The following is a 19,776-nucleotide window of genomic DNA, read 5'->3' on the forward strand; positions in this document are numbered from 1 at the left end:
GAAAAATGATAAAATATTAAAATTTATATTCAACTTCTCCGACTTTTGTCCAGTTATAAATATTTTTTTATATTTTTTTCCTTTATGGTAGGATTTTTACAGTATCATATAGAAATGTACAATGGTAAATAATGAATCTGGGGGGACTATGTATGAAAGAATTAACAATAGATGAATTAGAGCCTGGGATGGAGCTTGCCCGCACCATTCTCAACGACGACATGGTTGTTATTCTGTCGGAAAACACCCTGCTGACCAAGGCTCACATCACCAGACTTGAATTCCTTAATGTTCCTTATGTATATGTAAAAGATGAATACGAGCTCAGTCCAAACTACCAGAATGTTATGGCTATGTTTAACCGTAGCAATGCATTCGCTGCCCAGTACCGGGAGGTAGTCCATGAGGTAAACGACATCTTTACCTCCACCCTGAAGGACAATCAGATTCCTGCGGAAAAGACCAAGGAGCTGGTCAAGGAGGACCTGATGCCGATGTCCAAGCAGAGTGGTGCCATTGATTATCTCTACGAGCTTAATCACATGGCTGACGACGTGTACAACCACTCCATCCGTGTATCCATTCTGGCAGGTGTTATCGGCAAGTGGCTGCTGATGCCATCCAGACAGGTGACTGATTTGATTACTGCCGGCTTCCTTCACGATATCGGCAAGGTTCATTTCCCAGAACGCCTGCAGAACCGTCAGGTGGAGACCCTGAAGGGTGAGGACTTTGAAACCTATCAGCAGCACACCTACGACGGCTACAAGATTCTGGCCACCAGCCCGGAGCTTTCCGAAGGCATTAAGATGGCTGCCCTGCAGCATCATGAGGCCATGGACGGCACTGGCATTCCGGATGCCATCGGCGGGGACAAGATTCATCAGTTTGCCCGCATCATTGCCATTGCTGACCTCTATGATAACATCACCACAGAGCGTGAGGGCTTTGTCCGCCAGACTCCGTTTGCAGCCATTGCCAAGATTACGGAGCTCATGTACAGCAAGCTGGACCCGGAAATCTGCGTAGTTATCCTGAAGCGCATCAAGGATGCATTCCTGGGCTCCACCGTAGTGCTGAACAACGGCCTTACCGGCACCATTCTCCGTTATCCTGATGATCTGGCCATTCATCCGCTCATCAAGATCGACCAGGACAACATCATCGATTTGAACGAGCATCGTGGAATCAAGATTGTAGAATACAACGCAAAATAACGAATATCAAAAAAATCCTGTTGCAATCGCAACAGGATTTTTATTTTCTCAAAGTCAACTCATACAATTAGTGTGAGAAGGTGTATTTATTCATATCTCAATGCCTCAATAGGGTCCAGCTTGGCCGCCTTGCGGGCAGGATATATTCCGAAGAACAGGCCGATGCCCACGGAAAAGCTGAAGGACACAAGGACCGGCAGTGGCGTAATAACGGTGGTGAAATCACCAAACTTGCCCACCAGCATGGACAGGCCGCAGCCCACCCCGATGCCGATGATGCCGCCCACAACGCCGATAACCACCGACTCAATGAGGAACTGCATCATAATATTCTGGAAGGTAGCCCCCAAAGCCTTGCGGATACCTATTTCTCTGGTACGCTCCGTAACGGATACCATCATGATATTCATAATGCCGATACCACCAACTATCAGGGATATACCGGCAATACTGCCCAACAACAGGGTCAGCATGGTGGTGGTCTGGTTCATGGTTTCCATAAGGCTGGTCATGTTCCGGACATTGAAATCGTCCTCCTTGCCCCCAATTATCTTGTGACGCTGGCGAAGGAGCACCTCAATATCCTCCTGAACCTGGTCCATCTTGTTGGGATCAGACACCTGAATATTTACCGAGGATACATGATTCATGGCCATGAGACGTTCCATGGCAGTAGTCAGGGGCACAATAACCACATCATCCTGGTCCTGCCCCATTGAGGACTGGCCCTTGCTTTCCAGCACGCCAATTACCTTGAAGGGCTGGTTGTTGACACGGATATTCTGGCCCACCGGGTTGCTGCTGCCAAAAAGATTGGTGGCAACGGTGCTGCCGATAACAGCCACACGATTTCTCTTAATATTGTCGCTATCGCTGACAAAGGAGCCGGTACCCACTTCCAAAGAACGGATGGACATATATTCCGGCGTTACCCCCATAACTGATGAATTCCAGTTCTGGTTGCCATTTACTATCTGATAGGATTGGGACACGGTAGGAGAAACAAAATCTATATTCTTGACCTTGTTTTTGATGGCCACTGCATCATCATATTTCAAACTGGTCCGGGAGCCCGCCGCCCCCCGGATGCCACCTCTGTTGGCGGAGCCTGGAGAAACGATGAGCATATTGCTTCCCAGTGAAGAAATACTGCTTACTACATTGCTTTTTACGCCCATGCCCACGGATACCATGGCAATAACGGCACCAACGCCGATGATGATACCCAGCATGGTCAGCAGGGAACGCATTTTGTTGGCCAGCAGGGCGGTAAAGGCCATGGAAAAGCTCTCTTTAAACAACATCAAGAACCACGCCCTTTCCCTCATCCCGGGTGATTACGCCGTCCCGCACCAGCAGCTGACGGCTGGCACAGACCGCAATATCCGGCTCGTGGGTTACCAGTATAATGGTACGCCCCTTTTCGTGCATGGACTGGAAAATCTCCATGATTTCCTTGGTTGACTTGGTATCGAGATTACCCGTAGGCTCATCCGCCATAATAATCTGAGGATCGTTTACCAGAGCCCGGGCAATGGCCACACGCTGGCGCTGGCCACCGGAAAGCTCATTGGGCTGGTGATCGGCCCTGTCCGCCAGTCCCACCTGCTCCAGATAATACATGGCCCGTTCCTCCCGCTCATCAGAGCCCACCCCGGCATAAACCAGTGGCAGGGCCACATTTTCCAGAGCGGAGATTCTGGACAAAAGATTAAAGTTCTGGAACACAAAGCCAATTTTCTGGTTGCGGGTCCTGGCCAGCATATCATCACTTAAATGGGCCACCTCATTGCCATCCAGCTTATAGGAGCCCATGCTGGGACGGTCAAGGCATCCCAGGATATTCATAAGGGTGGACTTGCCGGAGCCGGAGGGCCCCATAAGGGCGGCAAATTCCCCCTCCTTGATGTCAAGGTCAATGCCGTTAAGGGCCGCTACCTCCTGGTCACCCATTTTATACAGCTTTTTTATTCCTCTGAGGCTGATAGTAATTTTCTCAATATTACTCATTGCGCATCAACCTCCGTCTTACATTGGGGGGCCGCCTGGTCCTCCGCCCCTGGAGCCACTGGCAGCAGCACTGCTCTTGGCCTTGTAGGTAATGGCAACAGTATCGCCATCAGAGAGGCCCTTCTCTATTTCCACAAATTCGTCACTGTAAATGCCAGTGGAAACATAGCGTTTCTCCGTGGTGCCGTCCGGCAGGCTCAGTTGCACATAGGAGCCCTTGGTATCGGTCTTTAAGGCGGAAATCGGCACTACCAGTGCATCCTCCTTTTCGGAGGTTACAATATCCACTCTTGCGGTCATGGCCGGCAGCAGCAGATTATCCGGGTCATCCACGTCCAATACCACATAATAATAAATTACGCTGGCACTGGAGGAAGACGAGGAGCTGTTGCTGGAATTGGTATTCCAGCTGTTGGTCACGTCGGTCTGGGAAATCTTGGAAACCCGGGCCGTAAAGGTCTTGCCGGTATATGTATCAACTGTAAAGGTGGCGTTCTGGCCCACCTTCACGCTGCCAATATCAGTTTCATCCACCTTGGCTAGAATCTGCTTCTTGCTCATATCCGCAATGGTCATAATAACAGTAGGGTTGCTGTTGCCCTGCACTGCCATGGTTCCGGCGGATTTAGGCTCGCCTACCACAACACCGTCCATAGGGGCCACGATAATGGTCTCGCTCAAATCAGACTGGGTTTTCTCCAGATTACTGGAGGCAGTGTCGAAGGTCAGCTGGGCATCCTCCAGCTCCTCCTGGGACTTGGCACCAATGGAATTGAGATATTCCACACGATGGTACTTGCTTCTGGCGTTAATGAGCTTGAACTCCGCCTGGTCGTTGGAGGCCTCATAATCCTTGCCGTCCAAAATGGCCACGGTCTGGCCCGCAGTTACCTTGTCGTTCTCCTTTACCAGCACCGACTTGATACGGGCTGTAATCTTGGAGCTTACCTCTACGGAATCCACAGGACGGATGGTGCCGGTGGCGGATACCGTGGATTTTATCTTCATGCGCTGAACCTGGGCCATTTCAGTGGTTGGCTTGTTTTTCTCAGCATTGGAGCTGCTGAAATATGTATAGGCACCAAATATTGCCACCAATATCACAATAACCACGCCAGCTATGGTGAAGGTCTTTTTCTTTCTCATAATCATGCCTCTTTTCTCATTGGGGAATCACCCTGTTACTTGGCCAGGGGAGCATTGGAAACCGTGGAGGCAGACGGATGAACATCCAGCCCCATATCGCTTTCCACAGCGGCCTTGTGCCTTGCATAGTCGTACTGGGCACTGATGTGGTTGTGCCGGGCGGTAGACAAGGCATTCTGGGCATCAATAATATCCAGCATTATGCCCTCGCCGGCCTTGTATTTCTCGTTGGCAATGAAGTAATCCTCCTCAGCCTCCCGCACGGCTTCCCGGGTAGTTTCAAAGCGTCTTTCCGCTTCACGCATGCTGTTGTAATCGTTGCGGACATTCATGTCCACTGCGCTCTGATCCTTGCTGAGAGTCAGCTTGGCAGTTTCCAGCTCCACAGCGGCAGCATTGACCTTACCCTTGGTAACGCCGCTGTCCCAAATGGTCCAGTTGACACCGATGGTGCCGGATACACTGTGGTTATCCCGCTCCGGCAGCACCTGCTTGTTCCAGCCGGTGCTTACACTGAGGTCCACCGTTGGCATATAGCCCGCCTTTGCATTCTTCAGGGCCAGCTCCTTCTGCTTCACCTGATAGGCATCCACAATAAGGTCCTTGCGGTTTTCCAAAGCATAGGATACACAGGAATTTACATCCTCAGAAAATGGCTCATAAACAAAATCATCTGTCAGCTCCAGAGGCTCCCTCTGGTCCATGAAAAGGAGATTTTTCAAGGTGCCGAGACTGTTTTCATAGGCATTCTGCCCCTTTATGAGGGACTGTCTGGCATCAGCCAGCTCAACCTGGGAGCGCAGCACATCTATTTTGGCCTTGCTGCCGGCACTGTACAGCTGCTCCACGATAGTCAGATGCTGCTGGTATCTGTCCACGGACTCCTGATAAACCAGGGTCTGCTTTCTGGCCTGCAGCACATTGTAGTAGGCCTTGATAACATCCAGCCTTGTGGTCTCCCATTTCCGCTGGGTCTGAAGCTTGGCAATATCCACGCCGATTTCCGCATTTTCAATATTGCGGCCGTTTATGTTGCCGTTATAAATTGGCAAAGAGGCTGAAACGCTGGTTTTGTTGCCATTATCCCAGCCCAAATCATTCTGCTCGGACTTGGAGAAATTGGTTCCCACCTTAACATTAAAGCTGTTGCTGCCCCGGGCCTGACTCAGCTTCGCCTGGGCCGCATCCACGCCAAGTCTTGTTATATTCACGTCAGGATTATTAACCAAGGCCGTCTGTATAGCCTCCTCCAGGGACAATGCCGCACATTCCCCCGTTGACGGAGCACCTACCAAAAAACCACTGGCAGCCAGCAATACGGCTCCTATTAAAAGTCGCTTTTTCATACTATACGTCCTTTCAAGTTTTCCCAGCCTCATAGCAGGAGTAAACCATAAAAAAATCTAACTAAACATACAATTAAGTAACATGTGAATAGGTACATATGGTGAACGCTCTCGCTCACTAGTTTACGTAGTGGATACTAGGTTCATTCTTCGCCTTTGGCTTGAATTCACCAAGTACCAACGTAAACTACGTCCCCATATATACCTATTCACCTTATTTACCTGTTCCTGCTCATAGTATATTCACTAAGCATAAATATTTTATAAACTAAAAATTAAAATACCATTAATTTTAACTTCTTACTGGAGTTTTTCCTTCATAACTTCCACAGCCTTCAAAAGCTGCACGTCCTCCGTAGGATGCTCCGGCAGGGCGATTTCCACGTCCGGCTGGATGCCGATACCATCAATGCTGGCACCGGATGGGGTGTAATACTTGGCCACGGTCAGCTTGATGCCGTCCCCTCTGAACAGAGGCAAAATGGTCTGAACGGAGCCCTTGCCGTAGGATTTCATTCCCACAAGGGTAGCTGCCCCCCTGTCCTTCAAGGCTCCCGCCAATATCTCAGAGGCGCTGGCACTGTTGCCGTCGATAAGCACCACAATAGGCATGCTTGGACCCGTAAGGCTGGATGTAAACACCTGCTTGCTGCCGGTGTTGTCAATAAGGGATACCACCTCGCCCTCCGGAACCACCTGGTTGGCAATTTCCATGCAGGAGTTCACCAATCCACCAGGGTTGGCCCTAAGGTCGATAATCAGTCCCTTGGCATTTTGTTCCTTCAGCTTGTCCAAGGCCTCCGTAAATTCCCTGCCGGTGTTTTCACTGAAGGAGGCAATGCGAATGTAGCCAATTTCCGTATCCGGAATCATATTCCCGGCTGCCGTGGTCATGGCAATACTGGAACGGGTCAGGGTATAGTCCTTGTCCGCCTCACCCTGACGGCGAATGGTGATAACCACCTGGGTGCCCTCCACACCGCGGATTTTCCCCACCACTTCCTCCGGCTGAAGCTCGGAAACAGGGGTACCCTCCACAGCAATGACCTCATCCCCGGCCTGAAGGCCTGCCTCCTGGCCCGGAGTATTTTCCATAACTGACATAATGTGGCAATGGCCCGGCTCCGCAAAGCTCATAACCACGCCAATGCCCCCGAAGGTGCCACTGTTGATATTGCTGAGCTGACGGAATTTTTCCTCGTCAAGGTAAATTGAGTATTTATCCCCAAGGGATTTCATCATGCCGTCAATGGACCCGTTAATAAGTACAGTCCGATCCACATCACCGTCGTACTTGTCCTCCACGAAGTTCACTGTGGCAATAAAGCGGAGCATATCCCCGGCCTTTCCCACGGTACCACCCAGCATATAAAAGATGACACAGCATACCGCCAATAAGGTAACCAGCGCCGTGCCGACTACCAGAAGAACACTTTTCTTAGTCTGACTCATGAACATTCTCCAATCATTCTTCCTAAAATAACCCCAAAGCGAAGCAGAGCCCTTTCACCTGCCACAAAGGCAGGCGAAAGAGCACGCTGAAACTTTATAAATTACAAATAACTATATGGACTTACAGGCTCACCGTTTTCACGGACCTCGAAATGACAGTGAGGGCCTGTGGAATTACCGGTAGAACCACACATTGCAATGGTCTGGCCCTGGGTTACGGATTCACCCTCCCCAACCAGGAGAGACTCATTATGGCCATACAGGGTGGTAATTCCGCCGCCGTGGTCAATAATGACAGTGTAGCCGTAGCCGCTGATCCAGCCGGCGTGAATAACCGTGCCGCTGGCCGCTGCCACAATAGGCAGGCCGTAATCGCCGCCGATATCCAGACCGCTGTGATAGCGCTGGGTACCAAAAATAGGATGGGTACGCCAGCCAAACTCAGAGGTAATCGGACCGTCCAGCGGCCATATCATGGCCCCGGAGCCGCCTGCTACATAGCTGCCCCCCACCATCTGGCTGCGCTGAATCATGCGGGTAATCTCCTGGGATGCCGCCATGATTTCCTCATATGCCTGCTGGGAAACCTCCCGGTCATATTCGGCCTTTTCCAAAAGCACCTGCTGGGCCTGCTTCTTGTCCAGCATATTACGCTGCTTGATTTCCGCGTCGGCCACCAGCACCTCCACCTCAGCCTTGTCCTTTTCCAGCTTAGCCTTGGTGCTCATGACTACGTCGCGGTCAGCCTTAACCTTCATAATAAGGTCATAATCATGCTTGATAATGCGCTTCAGTATGTCCATGCGGGTAAGGAAATCGGAGAAATCCTTGGCTCCAAAGAGCACATCCACATAGCTTATCTGGCCGTTGATATATATATCCCTGACGCGCTTGGCCAGCATCTTGCTCTTTACCTTCAGCTCCTTCTCGGTCTTGTTCAGAAGCTCGGTATTTTCCTCTATATCTGACTGAACCTTGTCCAGCCTGCTCTTTACATCGTTGTATTCAGCAGTGGCCTGATCCACTTCCTCCTGCAAAATGCGGAGCTTTTCGGACAGGCTGTCCACCCGGGCCTGGGCCTCATTGGTGATCTCCTGCTGCTGGGCCGCCTTTTCCTGTAAATCCTGAAGCTGACTCTCCAGATCGTCAGCCAGGGCAGTTCCCGCCACGGACAGTGACATGAGAACGGCCATTATAAGACTTCCCGTCTTATGCTTGGTAGTAAAAAAACTCATAGCCCCACCTCAGACCTTCAGGAAACGCTTGATGGAAACGGTACTTCCGATAGCTCCCATAATCATGCCGCCAATGACAACAATCATGGTCACATAGGTGAGGAACGGCTCCTCCGGAATAAGCGGGAAGAAGGCCAGGGTATCATATATCTTGGCAGTAATGCCGGAGTAGGTCAGCCGCAGGACAATGGAGGCAATAATACTGCCCAAGAAGCCCAGCACAATACCCTCCAGCACAAATGGCCAGCGGATAAACCAGTCAGTGGCGCCTACGTATTTCATAATGGCAATCTCCTTGCGGCGGGCAAACACCGTAAGGCGGATAGTATTGGAAATAATAAACAGGGTGGCCAGAGCCAGCACCATCATCAGGGCAAAGCCGAAAATACGGATCAGACGGGTGATGTCAAAGAGGTGCTCCATAACATCCTGTCCATACTTGGCACTGTCTACTCCCTCGAACCGTTCAATGTTTTCAGCGGCGGTTTTAACCATTTCCGGCTGCAAAACCATAACCTCAAAGGAATCCGGCAACGGATTGGTGTCATCCAGGGCATCCAGCAGGGTCTTCTGGTCTCCCAGACGCTCCTTGAATTTCTCCATGGCCTCTTCCTTAGGAACGAAGGTTACCTTTTCCACGCCCTGCATTTTCTTAAGGTCAACCTCCAGCGACCGGGCATCATCCCTCGAGAAATTATCCTCCAGATACACCTTTATCTGAACCTGGGACTCCATGGTATCCACCATTTTGTTCATGTTCATGACCAGCATGAGGAACATGCCGAAAATCAACAGGGAAACTGCCACAGTACCGATGGAAGCGACAGACATCCAGTTGTTGCGCTTCAAGGAGTGGGCCACTTCCCTAACGAAATACTCAATAGTATTAATTGTCATAGCCGTAACCTCCCCGTGCCTCATCACGGACTATCTCACCATGTTCAATGGCAATAACCCGCTTCTGCATGGCATCTACAATGCTCTTGTCATGAGTTGCCATAACGATGGTGGTACCATTGGCATTAATGCTCTTGAAAATGTCCATAATGCCCCAGGAAGTTTCCGGGTCCAGGTTACCAGTTGGCTCGTCAGCAATAACGACAGCCGGATTATTTACAACAGCCCGGGCAATGGCAACACGCTGCTGCTCACCACCGGAGAGCTGATTCGGAAAGCACTTGTACTTGTCACGCAGGCCTACCAGGTCCAGCACGTTGTTCACGTTGCGCTGCACCATGCGTCTTGGAGCCTCAATAACCTGCATGGCAAAGGCGATGTTTTCATATACGGTCTTGTCGGGAAGCAGTCTGTAATCCTGAAAGATAACTCCCAGGGAACGACGCAGATAAGGCACATCCTTGTTGGACATGCGGATAATATCCCGGCCATTCACAGTGAGGATACCAGAGGATGGCAGGACCTCACGGAACAGCATTTTAATAAAGGTGGATTTGCCGGCGCCGCTGGGGCCAACCAAAAAGACAAACTCACCCTTTTTGATATCTACATTGATATGATTGAGGGCAATGGCACCATTGTCATATACCTTCATGACATCATTCATATGAATCATTGAGAAACCTCCATTTCTACACTAAACTTAATTTTATCACAAATGGAGATATTCTAAAAGAATTATCAATTAGAGGATTTTGATTTAGCCAAACACTTTCAGTTAATCCTAATGAAAAAAGAGAGCTGATGCAACAACATTTTGCAGCAACTCTCTTTAATTATTTCAATAACTTACTTTTTTCGATACAGAACCCGCAATAAATCCCGCAGCATTTCCCTTTCATCATCTGTAGGAAATTGAGCATATATGGTATATCGGCCATTAATCAATATATTTTCCAAATCAGCCAGGTCATCCTCCAAAGACGGGTCATCATTTCCCAGTAGATAATCAATGGATACACCGAAGAAATTGGCAATCTTTTTCAGTGTGGCATAGTCTGGTTCCCTGATTCCACGCTCATATCGGCTATAAGTGTTTTGCATTATATCCAGCTTCTTGGCCACTTCTAATTGTGACATTTCCTGATGTTCCCGCAATGTTCGTAATCTTTCCCCAAACATACACTATCCCTCCTGCTTTAAGAGTACGATAATGCATTTTATAATTATCCTATTTGGGATATTTTTATTGATAATATCCATTTAGGGATATATAATTTAAAAGAGACATTTTCTTAACTGGGAGGACTTACATTGCTCTTTAATTCATATCCATTTATTTTTGTGTATTTGCCAATTGTATTTGCAGCCTTTTTCCTAACGGCTAAATATATCAGCCATCGGGCTGCAACATTTACTTTGGTATTGGCATCCTTCGTTTTTTATGGTTACTGGGATGTGAAATATGTTCCATTACTCTTTGGTTCCATTTGCTTCAACTATTTTATAGGAGGACAACTGGATAAACACACAAAATCCAAATTTTGGCTGGTTGTGGGACTTGGGATCAATATTTTACTGCTGGGGTATTTCAAGTATACAGATTTCTTCCTAACTACCATCAATGATATTAATGGAGCCCAAGTATTTGATCTGCCTCATATTGTATTGCCTTTGGGTATTTCCTTTTTTACATTTACCCAGTCGGCTTATCTGGTGGATGCATACAGAAAGGAAGCCGCTCCCCATAATTTTCTGACCTACTGCGAATTTGTAACCATTTTCCCTCATCTGATTGCAGGACCGATTATTAATCATAAGGAAATGATCCCACAGTTTATTAATGAAAAGACATTCCACATTGATTATAAAAATATTGCCTTAGGGCTTACCATTTTTACATTCGGATTATTTAAAAAGGTAGTAATTGCTGACAAGCTGGCTGTTTGGGCAAACGAAGCCTTTAGCCATGTAAGTTCATTGACCTGTACCGAGGCCTGGGTGGGAGCTCTTGGCTATACCTTACAGCTTTATTTTGATTTTTCTGGCTACAGTGAAATGGCTATTGGGCTTGCTTTGTTATTTAATCTCAAAATGCCTACCAACTTTAATTCCCCTTATCAGGCTCGTAGTATTATTGACTTTTGGCGTCGTTGGCACATGACATTAGGCTTGTGGGTAAAGAATTATCTATACATTCCTATGGGTGGTAATCGCCATGGCGAGTTTAGTAAAATGCGAAATCTCTTTGTGTCAATGCTGATAATTGGCCTGTGGCACGGAGCAGGCTGGACGTTTATTATTTGGGGCGGCATCCATGGCCTATTACTTATGATAAACCACCAATGGCGCAGACTGAATATTAATCTCCCAAAAGTCATTAATTGGGGAATGACGTTCCTATGTGTAATGATATGCTGGGTGTTCTTTAGAGCGGAATGCTTCAATGATGCAATTAATGTATTGAATAGTATGGTAGATTTTCAGTCTCTCGGCATGACAGGGCTCAAAAGACTAGCAGTACTGTGTATAATGATTGGAATACTAACAGTAGTACCAAATCCTCTTATTCTTGTGCAAAATTTTACAGCTAATAATAAGTGGTTGTTAATAGCATGTGTATTATTTTTGATCAGTATATATAGAATTGCTTCAACTGGCACTGGAGATTTCTTATATTTTCAATTTTAGGGAGCATAAAATATGGAGTATCAACGGTTTGTAGAACGGTTCGTAGTAATAAACTTTTCAATGATAGTAGTTATTTTTTCTATATCATATTTTTTATTGGGGATTTGTAAAGAAAATTATAGTGATAACGAAATAGTACAGGATTATAAGAATATACTTTATGGTAGTGCACTAGATGATGGTGCTTTACTAAAGCTTGATATTGTAGAAAAGGAAAAACCGAAAGTAGTAGCCTTGGGTTCGTCACGAGTAATGCAATTTCGTGCAGAATTTTTTAACGACAGAGATTTCTATACATTGGGTGGTATAGGTGCTTCTGTTGACGAGGTGGTATTCGCATGGGATATAATACGAGAATCCTATATACCTGATGTTATTATTATTGGAATTGACCCTTGGTGGCTTAATCCAAATTTTAAACAAGAGAATCGTTGGACTAATTTATATACCAACCAATATGGAAAATATATAAATATATATAAAAACAAGAAAATAATGAAACAAATTTTAAACACAGATGATATTAAAGAAATAGATCCATTAAGCGGATTAAAAAACATTGGACTTGATGCTGCCGTAAATGGCAATGGGTATCGTTTATCTGATGGGAGCAGACAATATGGAAAAATCATTCAAGATAAAGAAGATAATGATACTCGTTTCAAAAGTACCTATGAGCGAATGGATAAAGGAGCCGTTGGGGATAGGTTTGTTTGGTGTGATAGCATATCTAATCAAGAATTGAATAAACTAAAAAACTTATTAGCACAAATACAACAATCAGGTGCACAGATTGTTGTATTTTTACCACCATTTCCCCATGAAGTCTATAACTACATGGATAATAGCATTCATTTCCATGATTACTTACATGCCTATATGGATGAAACGAAAAGAATGTGCTCTGATTTAGATATTCCATGGTATAATTTCACTGATTTAGCGACAACCGGTGGCTCTGATGATGAAACAATAGATGGTTTTCATGGTTCCGATGTTGCATACGCTAGAATTACCTATCTGCTTGGTAAAAATAATATACTCACCAATTACGTTGATAATGATAAATTAGAATATGCCATAAACCATCCTATTGATAATTTTCAAGTAATTCCCGCTTCAAAATAATTTACTTCACATAAAACTGCCCTTAATACACATCATTTATGTACTAAGGGCAGTTTTTATTTATTAGCTTGATTCAGTTGTAGGCCAAATTGTTTCTCTTGGCAATTTCCATAACATTTTCCAGAGGGGTATCAGCCTGTCGCGAGATTTTTTCGTATGGTTCACGGTCTTTGAGCATATTAATAACAACCTTTATAGTTTTTGCTTCCGTAGCTTTCTTGGTGGCTTCTTCAGCTGCTTCTTCTGCCCTGACTTCCATGGCCCTGTTCCAATCCCATTTGAAATTTACCATATCCAAAACCTCCCTCTGTTCCTTGTTGGAGAAATAGTCTTTCAAAAAATCATTTTCTTTACAATACTGTATAGCCTTAATAATAGCTTGACGAAGGGGTTTGCCCTCAGATATTTTCTGCCGCACCTGGGCAACGAAGATACTGTAGCACTTCAAATCATTGCATTTTTGCAAAAGTTCACTGCTTTTATCATAGTTTATGTTAAAAGCCGAAAGCTCCAGCTCCAAAGAATGAGTTTTTTCCGTAAAAGCATCTGACAATCGCATTGTCCAATGCTCCGGTGTCTCACCAGTACCGTTGTAAAACACATAAAACTCTGGTGCAGGAAGTAGTATACGAGTCTTTTTGTAGGGAGCATCAGGTTTAACTCTTTGCCGGTACAATTTAGCAATGTACCAAAGCATCCGTAGTGGCATATTTTCCGACAGTGTTGACTGGTGTTCCATGAGTACGATATGACGGTTCCCCACCATAAAGCTGATGTCATTCTTGATATCTTCAAAAAAATGTTCCCCGTAAGGTAGTAATCTTGATGTCCTTTATAGCGACCTTCTCACCAGTCAAAGCATAATAGATTCCCTGTAGCCTCTTTTTGTCATTAAAAATGTCACGAAACAGTGAATCCTTATATGTTCGTCTAGCCTTCATAAAACGCCCCTCCCATGTCATTTTTAAAAAAATCGACCATGGGAAAGCCCTTAAAAGGCTTCTTTTACATGTATCCTCCCAATCTCAACCTAATTTTATCACAAAAGCGGATAACCTAAAAGAAATATGTTATGGCTCATTCCCTCACATTTCACGATTTCATTCCCTCACATTTCACAATTTCATTCCTTCACATTTCACAATTTCATTCCCTTATATTTCATGTACAAAAAATACCCTTAGTACACAACTGAGTGTACCAAGGGCATCTTTACATCAATATTTATTCCAAAATCCTGCCATCACGGGAGATGGTTATCACCTGCCACGAGAGGAATTTGCCGCTATTTTTCAGGGCCGTTTCTGCGGCTCTTTGGAGACCACCACAGCATGGTACCTCCATGCGGAGAATTGTTACGCTCTTTATATCATTATTGCTGATGATTTCCGTCAGCTTCTCACTGTAATCTCCCTCATCCAGCTTTGGACAGCCACTCATGGTTATTTTCCCTTTCATGAAATCCTCATGGACATTGGCATAGGCATAGGCGGTACAATCCGCTGCAATCAGCAGCTTGGCCCCATCATAAAATGGTGCCTGGGTTGGGAGCAGCTTTATCTGGCATGGCCACTGATTAAGCCGGGACACTGGACGGGCAGAAGTCATTGGCTGATTATCATTATTTTATTGCCTTAGCAGCTCCCCAGTCATTTATCTTCTCATAAAGTGGCACTAAAACGCCATATTCCTTGCCCAGGTTCACCACTCTGATTACCAGACCGCTGAATTCTGACTGGCGGCCCTGTATAATATCCCGCTGCATGGACATGGTGGAATCTGGCTTTAAATTGTCCATCATTTTCAAACCCACTTCCACCAGATCCTGTTCAAATTCCACTCCCATGGCTTTGCCTAGGGTTACTACTTCCTTTATAAGTCCAATGAAAGTATCCCGTTCCTCCCCCGGGTGCTGGAAATTTTCACAGGTGGCATCAAAATAGGCTCCCGCTGCGGCAGCCGGTGATACAAATGCGAATTTCTGCAAGGCATCACGGATAATATTAGCACTGAAATGCCCCTTTATCTCTGCCTCACGCAAAACGCCCTCCAGCTGCTGGGCAGTATCCTTCAGATTTTCCGCCTGACCCGGCCGATAGCCATAAATTACCCGCAGAATTTTGTTGGACTGATAGATTACCCCCGGGGACTCAATTTCACTCATAACGTAAATACAGCCATCCAGACAGGTGTACTCCGTAAGCTGCTCCTGCATTACCCCGCCGGTGCCAAAGACATTCAGGATAGGAATTATCAGGGTATCCTTGAACATCTTCGCTTTGACAAAGGCAATAGCGTCCTCTAAATTGTAATATTTCACGCAGACAAATAATACATCAGGAGTATCGCTGTATTCCGCTTCAGTACAGGCCTTAAGATTATCTATGGTCTCAGTGCCCCGATGGTTGGTATGAAGCACCAACCCTTTTTCTTTAATGGCTTCCAAATGCTTTCCTCTGGCTATCAGTGTCACATCATTGCCAGCCATGGCCAAATAAGCCGCCAAGGTTCCGCCGGTTCCCCCAGCACCAAAAATACAAAACTTCATAACCCCTGCTCCTCTCATAAATTTGTTTCCTGCTAATATTTTAGCACAAAAAAGAGGTACTCAGTTAGGTACACCGGGGAACGCTCTCGCTCACTAGTTTACATAACGGTTACTAAGTTCATTCTTCGCCTTCGGTTTGAATTCACTAAGTATCGACGTAAACTACGTCACCTTGTGTACCTAACTGCAGTACCTCATATTATTTAGCTTTTTCTTTCTTCTTTTTATCCATCAGTTCAGTGGCCAGCTCGGCATTGCGCATGGCAAGGCGGCGCAACTCGGCAAAGAGCTTTTCGTTCTTCTTGCTGAAGCCTGCCTTGTCATTCCACTTGGACCGAACCTTGTTCACAAGCTCATCATACTTGACGTTTTCCAAGTCTCCCACTGGGCTTTCCCCTACAGATTCCAGGAAGCGGTCAATTTTCGGGTCATAGGATACACCAATCATCGGCACTCCCATAACAGCCGCAAAAATCAGGGCATGGAGACGGACACCAATCAACAGATCCATATTGCCCACGATGGACAGCAGCTCCTTGGTGGTATATTCCTTGTGAAGCACCACCGCGTTGCAGCTGGTCATGGAGGCCACCATTTCCGCACAATGCACATCCTCAGGATACTGCATTGGCAGGAAAATTATTCTGGCATCAAATTCCTGGGCTATCTGGTCTGCCGCCCTGGCAATAACTGCCTTGTAATGGGTCCAGTCCTGCCACTCACGGACGGAAATACCCACCAGCGGCTTGGCCCCGAAGGCATTGTTTTCCTTCAAAATGGTGCGGCCGATATTCTTGTCCACTGGATGAATGGCATGCACCGGGTCAGAGGTGCACTCTATGGCCGGGTGACGAATCTTCATCTGAGCCAACTCACCCAAGGAGCCCCTGTCCCGGACTGTAATCTGCTTGATGCCATTGCCCACCAGACGCATAATCCAACGGGCCATGCGCCCCTGAATCGGGCCAATGCCCTGGGCGTACAGCATAACCGGCGTGCGCATTATCTCCGCCAGCACAATAATCATCAGATAGTAGTACAGGCTGCGACGGCTGGTAACATTCTGCAGCAGGCTGCCACCGCCGCTTATCAGCAGGTCTGCCTTGTACAAGGCGCCTATAATGCTTCCAATATCCAGCCAGCCCACGGAGTTCACCTGATGGCGCTCCCTGGTATCGGCGGGATCTGCGGAAATAACTGTAATATTTAAATTGGGATCCAAATCCGACAATACTTCAACCATAGCTGCCAGCATTGCTTCGTCGCCGGCATTTCTGGAACCGTAATACCCGGAAATTACAACATTACTCATGTCTGTTGTCATTCCTTACCTTTACTTATTTTAGAGAGCTCAGCTTCGGGGCAACGAATCTGCTCCAGAGCTGAACGAGAATCATACAGATAGCACCTATAACTGCTCCCAGCACAATACCGCCAATGCCGCGGGCAACGGACATAAATATTGGGGACCGCATGTGAGCGAAGGTCTCAACCATGGAGCCCTGTCCAATGGTGGCAATGAGCACCAGTGCAAAGAGTACCATGGTAGGCCACTTGCGGAACCATCCCAGTACAGCCAGCATAAAGGCCGGATGACCAATGAGAAGCTCCTTGGACCGTGGGCGGGCATACATGGCCTGCTCCAAGAAGGCCCTGAATTTCAGCTCAGTGGCGGAAACAGGCATGCCCATGGTGTGACCGGAACGGGCCACAAATACCACGCCGGCAACCAATACCAAAAACAGAATCAGCAGGGATTTCACCTTTACAGGCATATCCAGCATCTTGCGGCACTGGGCCATAAAGCCCTCTGTGTCGTCCAGCTTGCCGTCAAAGACGTCAAAGCGCTGGAGGAAGGCAATGGCCACCAGAATAATCGGCAGAATAAAGGTCAGCTTGATGCCCCGGAAGATATTGACCTCCAGCAGATATTCCGTATCTGCCAGAGAGCCTGACAAATAGGAGGCACCCACATAAGACATAATACCACAAGTAAAGATGGCCACCAAGCCGGTGCCAATAATCTTCACCAGTGAAGCCTGCTCATCGGGGCTCTTGGCCCGGAATCTGTCCAGCTGCCAAATCACGGCAATGGCCGGGAATACGTTGGCACTCAGAAGGGCTGCCACCACCCGGATCTTGTTGCCATGGCCCATGAGTACAGGGCCGGCAGCCGCCAAAATGCCAATAATCAGCAAACCATAAATATACTTGGACTTAAAGCCGGGAATAATGAGGCAGAGGTACAGCACACAGGCTGCTGCCACGCCCACCATTACCAGAGCTCTCAGCCAGGCGGCAGGATAGAAGTGGTCAAACACACCAGCCTTGCCGATGGTATAGCCCTGGGCTTCCAGCTTGTCCCGAACTGCGGAAAAATAATTCATATTGGTTTCCATCAGGGTCATGCCAGGAGCCGGCTTGTCAAAAATCTTCAGGAGATTGTAGCGGATGTTGCGCTCAGCATCGGTGTTGGCCCAACGCTCCACACACTCCCCGATTTTCATTTTCTTCTGCTCATCCTTTGGAATGGAATAGAGACGGGCCGACAGATAATCGTTGGCCTTGGCAATTTCCAGCATACCATCCTGCTGGAAGAACTGGAGCTGGGTGGTGCCCTCAATCATACCAACAGGCAGGCCACGCTCCGCCATTTTCTTGGCAGTATATTCAGAGCAATTAGGAGCACCCAGGGTTTGGGAGCCGGAAAATACGATGCCGGATACCTTGTAATCGTCAATGCGCTTAAAGAAGGCATCCACATCGTCCTCAGTACATTTGTTGTAGTTGGTTGGACGGGCCAGCACATAGAAGCCGCCCTTGTTGACAGCCTCCATTTCATCCGTTGGCATGCCCAAATCCATTTTCTCGAAGGACTCGAACTGGGCCTTTACTGCAAGCACCGTGGAACCGCCAACATTGAGAGCTGTTACCCTGTCCTTGCCGAGACGGCGCACCAGATCCTCATGAACCTCCTTGAAGGTCTGGGCATGATGGCCGGTTACATAAATCTCAGTGCCCTTGATGGTGCCGTCCTCCACCAGCTTACGCCAGTTAGGGTCGGTCATGGCACCGGTCTGATAGTTGGTAAGAATATCACTGCCATTTACTGCAGTGGTCTTGCCGTTTACATTGAGTTTCTTGAAGGTGGTTTCATAAACAGCCAGGGAGGTAATTCCCGCTTCCTTGGCCTGCTTCATGACCTCGTCCACCGGCAGGCCCTCACATTCAGCCAGGGCCACCAGATCCTCATAATCCACGATCAGCTCAATGGAATTATTGCGGACCTCCACCTCATGACGCTGAATGTTAATAAACAGTGAAGCAAACAGGCCGATAACAATCAGCACAATTAATAATTTATTATACGCAAACTGCTTCATCGCAATTTAACTCCTCATTTATCATTTATATGACGGCTGGCCTTGATAATAACACGGCCCTCCTGCATTTCCACATCGTCCACCTCAACACGGACAGGCATCTTGTGCAAGTCAAAAAGAAGAATGTCCCCGAAGAAATTGCCGATAACCGCCTTGCCAAAGACAGCGTTGCGGATATCAAGATTTGTCATGTGAAAATATACGGCACCCTTTTCCTCAAAGACAATCCCCGCCAGGGTAAGGTCTGCGGTGCGGCCCAGCAGCTTAACTGTGCCGGTGGCCGACAGCTTTTCCTTGTCCATGGTGGCGGTTACGTTTTCCACCTGGTCCAGCTTGTCCTGAAGAAGGTTCTGAAGGGACTCCTGGGAGATAATCCCGGTCATTTCCAGCCTGTCGGCAGAACGTATGGCTGAGCCATCCCGGGCGTTCAGCTTGGTCAAATCGCCGTTGACATTTTCCCCGTCCAGGGTCAGCTTGTCCACCCGGACGTCACCTACCATGGCATTATCCGCATCTATGTGGATGGTGTCCATGTGGCCTGCCAGAAGCATAAAGCCTGCCACGCTGGAAACCTTCACATTTACGTTTTCCGCCTTGGTGGCGTCCTCTATGCTGTGGGCAATGGAGGACTGCACAATAAAGGGCAGAATCAGCTGGCAGAACACCAGCAGTACCACTATTGCCGCTATACCAAACTTTATTGCTTTGCTCACTTAAATCACC

At 47.3% G+C, this 19,776-nt stretch carries 18 protein-coding genes; 3 read left to right on the forward strand and 15 right to left on the reverse strand.

What is annotated here, in order from left to right; all coding sequences use genetic code 11:
- Positions 1–152 precede the first annotated feature (152 nt).
- A complete protein-coding gene (locus tag D081_RS05095; RefSeq protein WP_198941955.1) occupies positions 153–1,217 on the forward strand; it encodes an HD-GYP domain-containing protein in 1,065 nt (354 codons plus the stop codon).
- An 86-nt stretch (positions 1,218–1,303) separates the two neighbouring features.
- On the opposite strand, the gene D081_RS05100 is transcribed toward D081_RS05095, so the two are convergent.
- The 9 genes from D081_RS05100 to D081_RS05140 all read right to left on the reverse strand — a co-directional run bounded on the left by D081_RS05100 (position 1,304) and on the right by D081_RS05140 (position 10,485).
- Positions 1,304–2,521, reverse strand: a complete 1,218-nt coding sequence (locus D081_RS05100) for an ABC transporter permease (RefSeq protein WP_085023033.1) — start codon at positions 2,519–2,521, stop codon at positions 1,304–1,306.
- Positions 2,511–3,227: an ABC transporter ATP-binding protein gene (locus tag D081_RS05105; protein WP_085023034.1), complete on the reverse strand. Its 717-nt coding sequence runs from the start codon at positions 3,225–3,227 to the stop codon at positions 2,511–2,513. Before D081_RS05105 ends, D081_RS05100 begins: the two co-directional genes overlap by 11 nt.
- Before the next feature lie 18 nt (positions 3,228–3,245).
- Positions 3,246–4,373 (reverse strand): efflux RND transporter periplasmic adaptor subunit, encoded by a 1,128-nt coding sequence (locus D081_RS05110; protein ID WP_085023035.1) that lies wholly within the window; start codon positions 4,371–4,373, stop codon positions 3,246–3,248.
- Between the two features lie 35 nt (positions 4,374–4,408).
- Positions 4,409–5,719 carry a TolC family protein gene (locus D081_RS05115; RefSeq protein ID WP_085023036.1) on the reverse strand — a complete coding sequence of 437 codons (1,311 nt, stop codon included), beginning with the start codon at positions 5,717–5,719 and terminating at the stop codon, positions 4,409–4,411.
- A gap of 300 nt (positions 5,720–6,019) precedes the next feature.
- Positions 6,020–7,171, reverse strand: coding sequence for a S41 family peptidase (locus D081_RS05120; RefSeq protein ID WP_143272131.1), 1,152 nt, complete (start codon positions 7,169–7,171; stop codon positions 6,020–6,022).
- Positions 7,172–7,272: 101 nt separating this feature from the next.
- Complete coding sequence (locus D081_RS05125; RefSeq protein ID WP_085023038.1) at positions 7,273–8,406, reverse strand: murein hydrolase activator EnvC; 1,134 nt, start codon at positions 8,404–8,406, stop codon at positions 7,273–7,275.
- Positions 8,407–8,415: 9 nt separating this feature from the next.
- Positions 8,416–9,303 (reverse strand): permease-like cell division protein FtsX, encoded by an 888-nt coding sequence (gene ftsX, locus D081_RS05130; RefSeq protein WP_085023039.1) that lies wholly within the window; start codon positions 9,301–9,303, stop codon positions 8,416–8,418.
- Positions 9,293–9,979 (reverse strand): cell division ATP-binding protein FtsE, encoded by a 687-nt coding sequence (gene ftsE / locus D081_RS05135; protein ID WP_085023040.1) that lies wholly within the window; start codon positions 9,977–9,979, stop codon positions 9,293–9,295. The genes ftsX and ftsE overlap by 11 nt, the downstream gene beginning before the upstream one ends.
- Before the next feature lie 173 nt (positions 9,980–10,152).
- The gene (locus D081_RS05140; protein ID WP_085023041.1) at positions 10,153–10,485 is read right to left on the reverse strand and encodes a helix-turn-helix domain-containing protein; all 333 of its coding nucleotides are present in this window, start codon (positions 10,483–10,485) and stop codon (positions 10,153–10,155) included.
- A 132-nt stretch (positions 10,486–10,617) separates the two neighbouring features.
- Between D081_RS05140 and D081_RS05145 the strand changes: the two genes are divergently transcribed.
- Together D081_RS05145 and D081_RS05150 are read left to right on the forward strand one after the other, a co-directional pair.
- Entirely contained in the window at positions 10,618–11,994 is a 1,377-nt protein-coding gene (locus tag D081_RS05145; protein ID WP_085023042.1) for an MBOAT family protein, read from the forward strand.
- Between the two features lie 12 nt (positions 11,995–12,006).
- Complete coding sequence (locus D081_RS05150; protein ID WP_085023043.1) at positions 12,007–13,122, forward strand: hypothetical protein; 1,116 nt, start codon at positions 12,007–12,009, stop codon at positions 13,120–13,122.
- Between the two features lie 73 nt (positions 13,123–13,195).
- Here the strand turns inward: D081_RS05150 and D081_RS05155 are convergent, their stop codons facing one another.
- The 6 genes from D081_RS05155 to D081_RS05180 all read right to left on the reverse strand — a co-directional run bounded on the left by D081_RS05155 (position 13,196) and on the right by D081_RS05180 (position 19,766).
- Positions 13,196–13,888: an Rpn family recombination-promoting nuclease/putative transposase gene (locus D081_RS05155; RefSeq protein ID WP_085023044.1), complete on the reverse strand. Its 693-nt coding sequence runs from the start codon at positions 13,886–13,888 to the stop codon at positions 13,196–13,198.
- A 458-nt stretch (positions 13,889–14,346) separates the two neighbouring features.
- Positions 14,347–14,730, reverse strand: coding sequence for a hypothetical protein (locus D081_RS05160; protein ID WP_198941956.1), 384 nt, complete (start codon positions 14,728–14,730; stop codon positions 14,347–14,349).
- Between the two features lie 13 nt (positions 14,731–14,743).
- The gene (locus tag D081_RS05165) at positions 14,744–15,670 is read right to left on the reverse strand and encodes a ketopantoate reductase family protein (protein ID WP_085023045.1); all 927 of its coding nucleotides are present in this window, start codon (positions 15,668–15,670) and stop codon (positions 14,744–14,746) included.
- A gap of 199 nt (positions 15,671–15,869) precedes the next feature.
- On the reverse strand, positions 15,870–16,982 hold the full coding sequence (gene csaB / locus D081_RS05170) for a polysaccharide pyruvyl transferase CsaB (protein ID WP_085023046.1): 1,113 nt from the start codon (positions 16,980–16,982) through the stop codon (positions 15,870–15,872).
- 25 nt (positions 16,983–17,007) lie between these two features.
- A complete protein-coding gene (locus D081_RS05175; RefSeq protein ID WP_085023047.1) occupies positions 17,008–19,053 on the reverse strand; it encodes a DUF5693 family protein in 2,046 nt (681 codons plus the stop codon).
- Between the two features lie 14 nt (positions 19,054–19,067).
- Positions 19,068–19,766 carry an LmeA family phospholipid-binding protein gene (locus D081_RS05180; protein WP_085023048.1) on the reverse strand — a complete coding sequence of 233 codons (699 nt, stop codon included), beginning with the start codon at positions 19,764–19,766 and terminating at the stop codon, positions 19,068–19,070.
- Between the last annotated feature and the right edge of the window lie 10 nt (positions 19,767–19,776).

Origin of the sequence: Anaerovibrio sp. JC8 (genome assembly GCF_002100115.1) — a bacterium.
Taxonomy (GTDB): domain Bacteria; phylum Bacillota; class Negativicutes; order Selenomonadales; family Selenomonadaceae; genus Anaerovibrio.

Coding starts and splice junctions, on each gene's coding strand:
- D081_RS05095 (WP_198941955.1), top strand. CDS start 153: ATGAAAGAATTAACAATAGATGAATTAGAGCCTGGGATGGAGCTTGCC.
- D081_RS05100 (WP_085023033.1), bottom strand. CDS start 2,521: ATGTTGTTTAAAGAGAGCTTTTCCATGGCCTTTACCGCCCTGCTGGCC.
- D081_RS05105 (WP_085023034.1), bottom strand. CDS start 3,227: ATGAGTAATATTGAGAAAATTACTATCAGCCTCAGAGGAATAAAAAAG.
- D081_RS05110 (WP_085023035.1), bottom strand. CDS start 4,373: ATGAGAAAGAAAAAGACCTTCACCATAGCTGGCGTGGTTATTGTGATA.
- D081_RS05115 (WP_085023036.1), bottom strand. CDS start 5,719: ATGAAAAAGCGACTTTTAATAGGAGCCGTATTGCTGGCTGCCAGTGGT.
- D081_RS05120 (WP_143272131.1), bottom strand. CDS start 7,171: ATGAGTCAGACTAAGAAAAGTGTTCTTCTGGTAGTCGGCACGGCGCTG.
- D081_RS05125 (WP_085023038.1), bottom strand. CDS start 8,406: ATGAGTTTTTTTACTACCAAGCATAAGACGGGAAGTCTTATAATGGCC.
- ftsX (WP_085023039.1), bottom strand. CDS start 9,303: ATGACAATTAATACTATTGAGTATTTCGTTAGGGAAGTGGCCCACTCC.
- ftsE (WP_085023040.1), bottom strand. CDS start 9,979: ATGATTCATATGAATGATGTCATGAAGGTATATGACAATGGTGCCATT.
- D081_RS05140 (WP_085023041.1), bottom strand. CDS start 10,485: ATGTTTGGGGAAAGATTACGAACATTGCGGGAACATCAGGAAATGTCA.
- D081_RS05150 (WP_085023043.1), top strand. CDS start 12,007: ATGGAGTATCAACGGTTTGTAGAACGGTTCGTAGTAATAAACTTTTCA.
- D081_RS05155 (WP_085023044.1), bottom strand. CDS start 13,888: ATGGTGGGGAACCGTCATATCGTACTCATGGAACACCAGTCAACACTG.
- D081_RS05160 (WP_198941956.1), bottom strand. CDS start 14,730: ATGACTTCTGCCCGTCCAGTGTCCCGGCTTAATCAGTGGCCATGCCAG.
- D081_RS05165 (WP_085023045.1), bottom strand. CDS start 15,670: ATGAAGTTTTGTATTTTTGGTGCTGGGGGAACCGGCGGAACCTTGGCG.
- csaB (WP_085023046.1), bottom strand. CDS start 16,982: ATGAGTAATGTTGTAATTTCCGGGTATTACGGTTCCAGAAATGCCGGC.
- D081_RS05175 (WP_085023047.1), bottom strand. CDS start 19,053: ATGAAGCAGTTTGCGTATAATAAATTATTAATTGTGCTGATTGTTATC.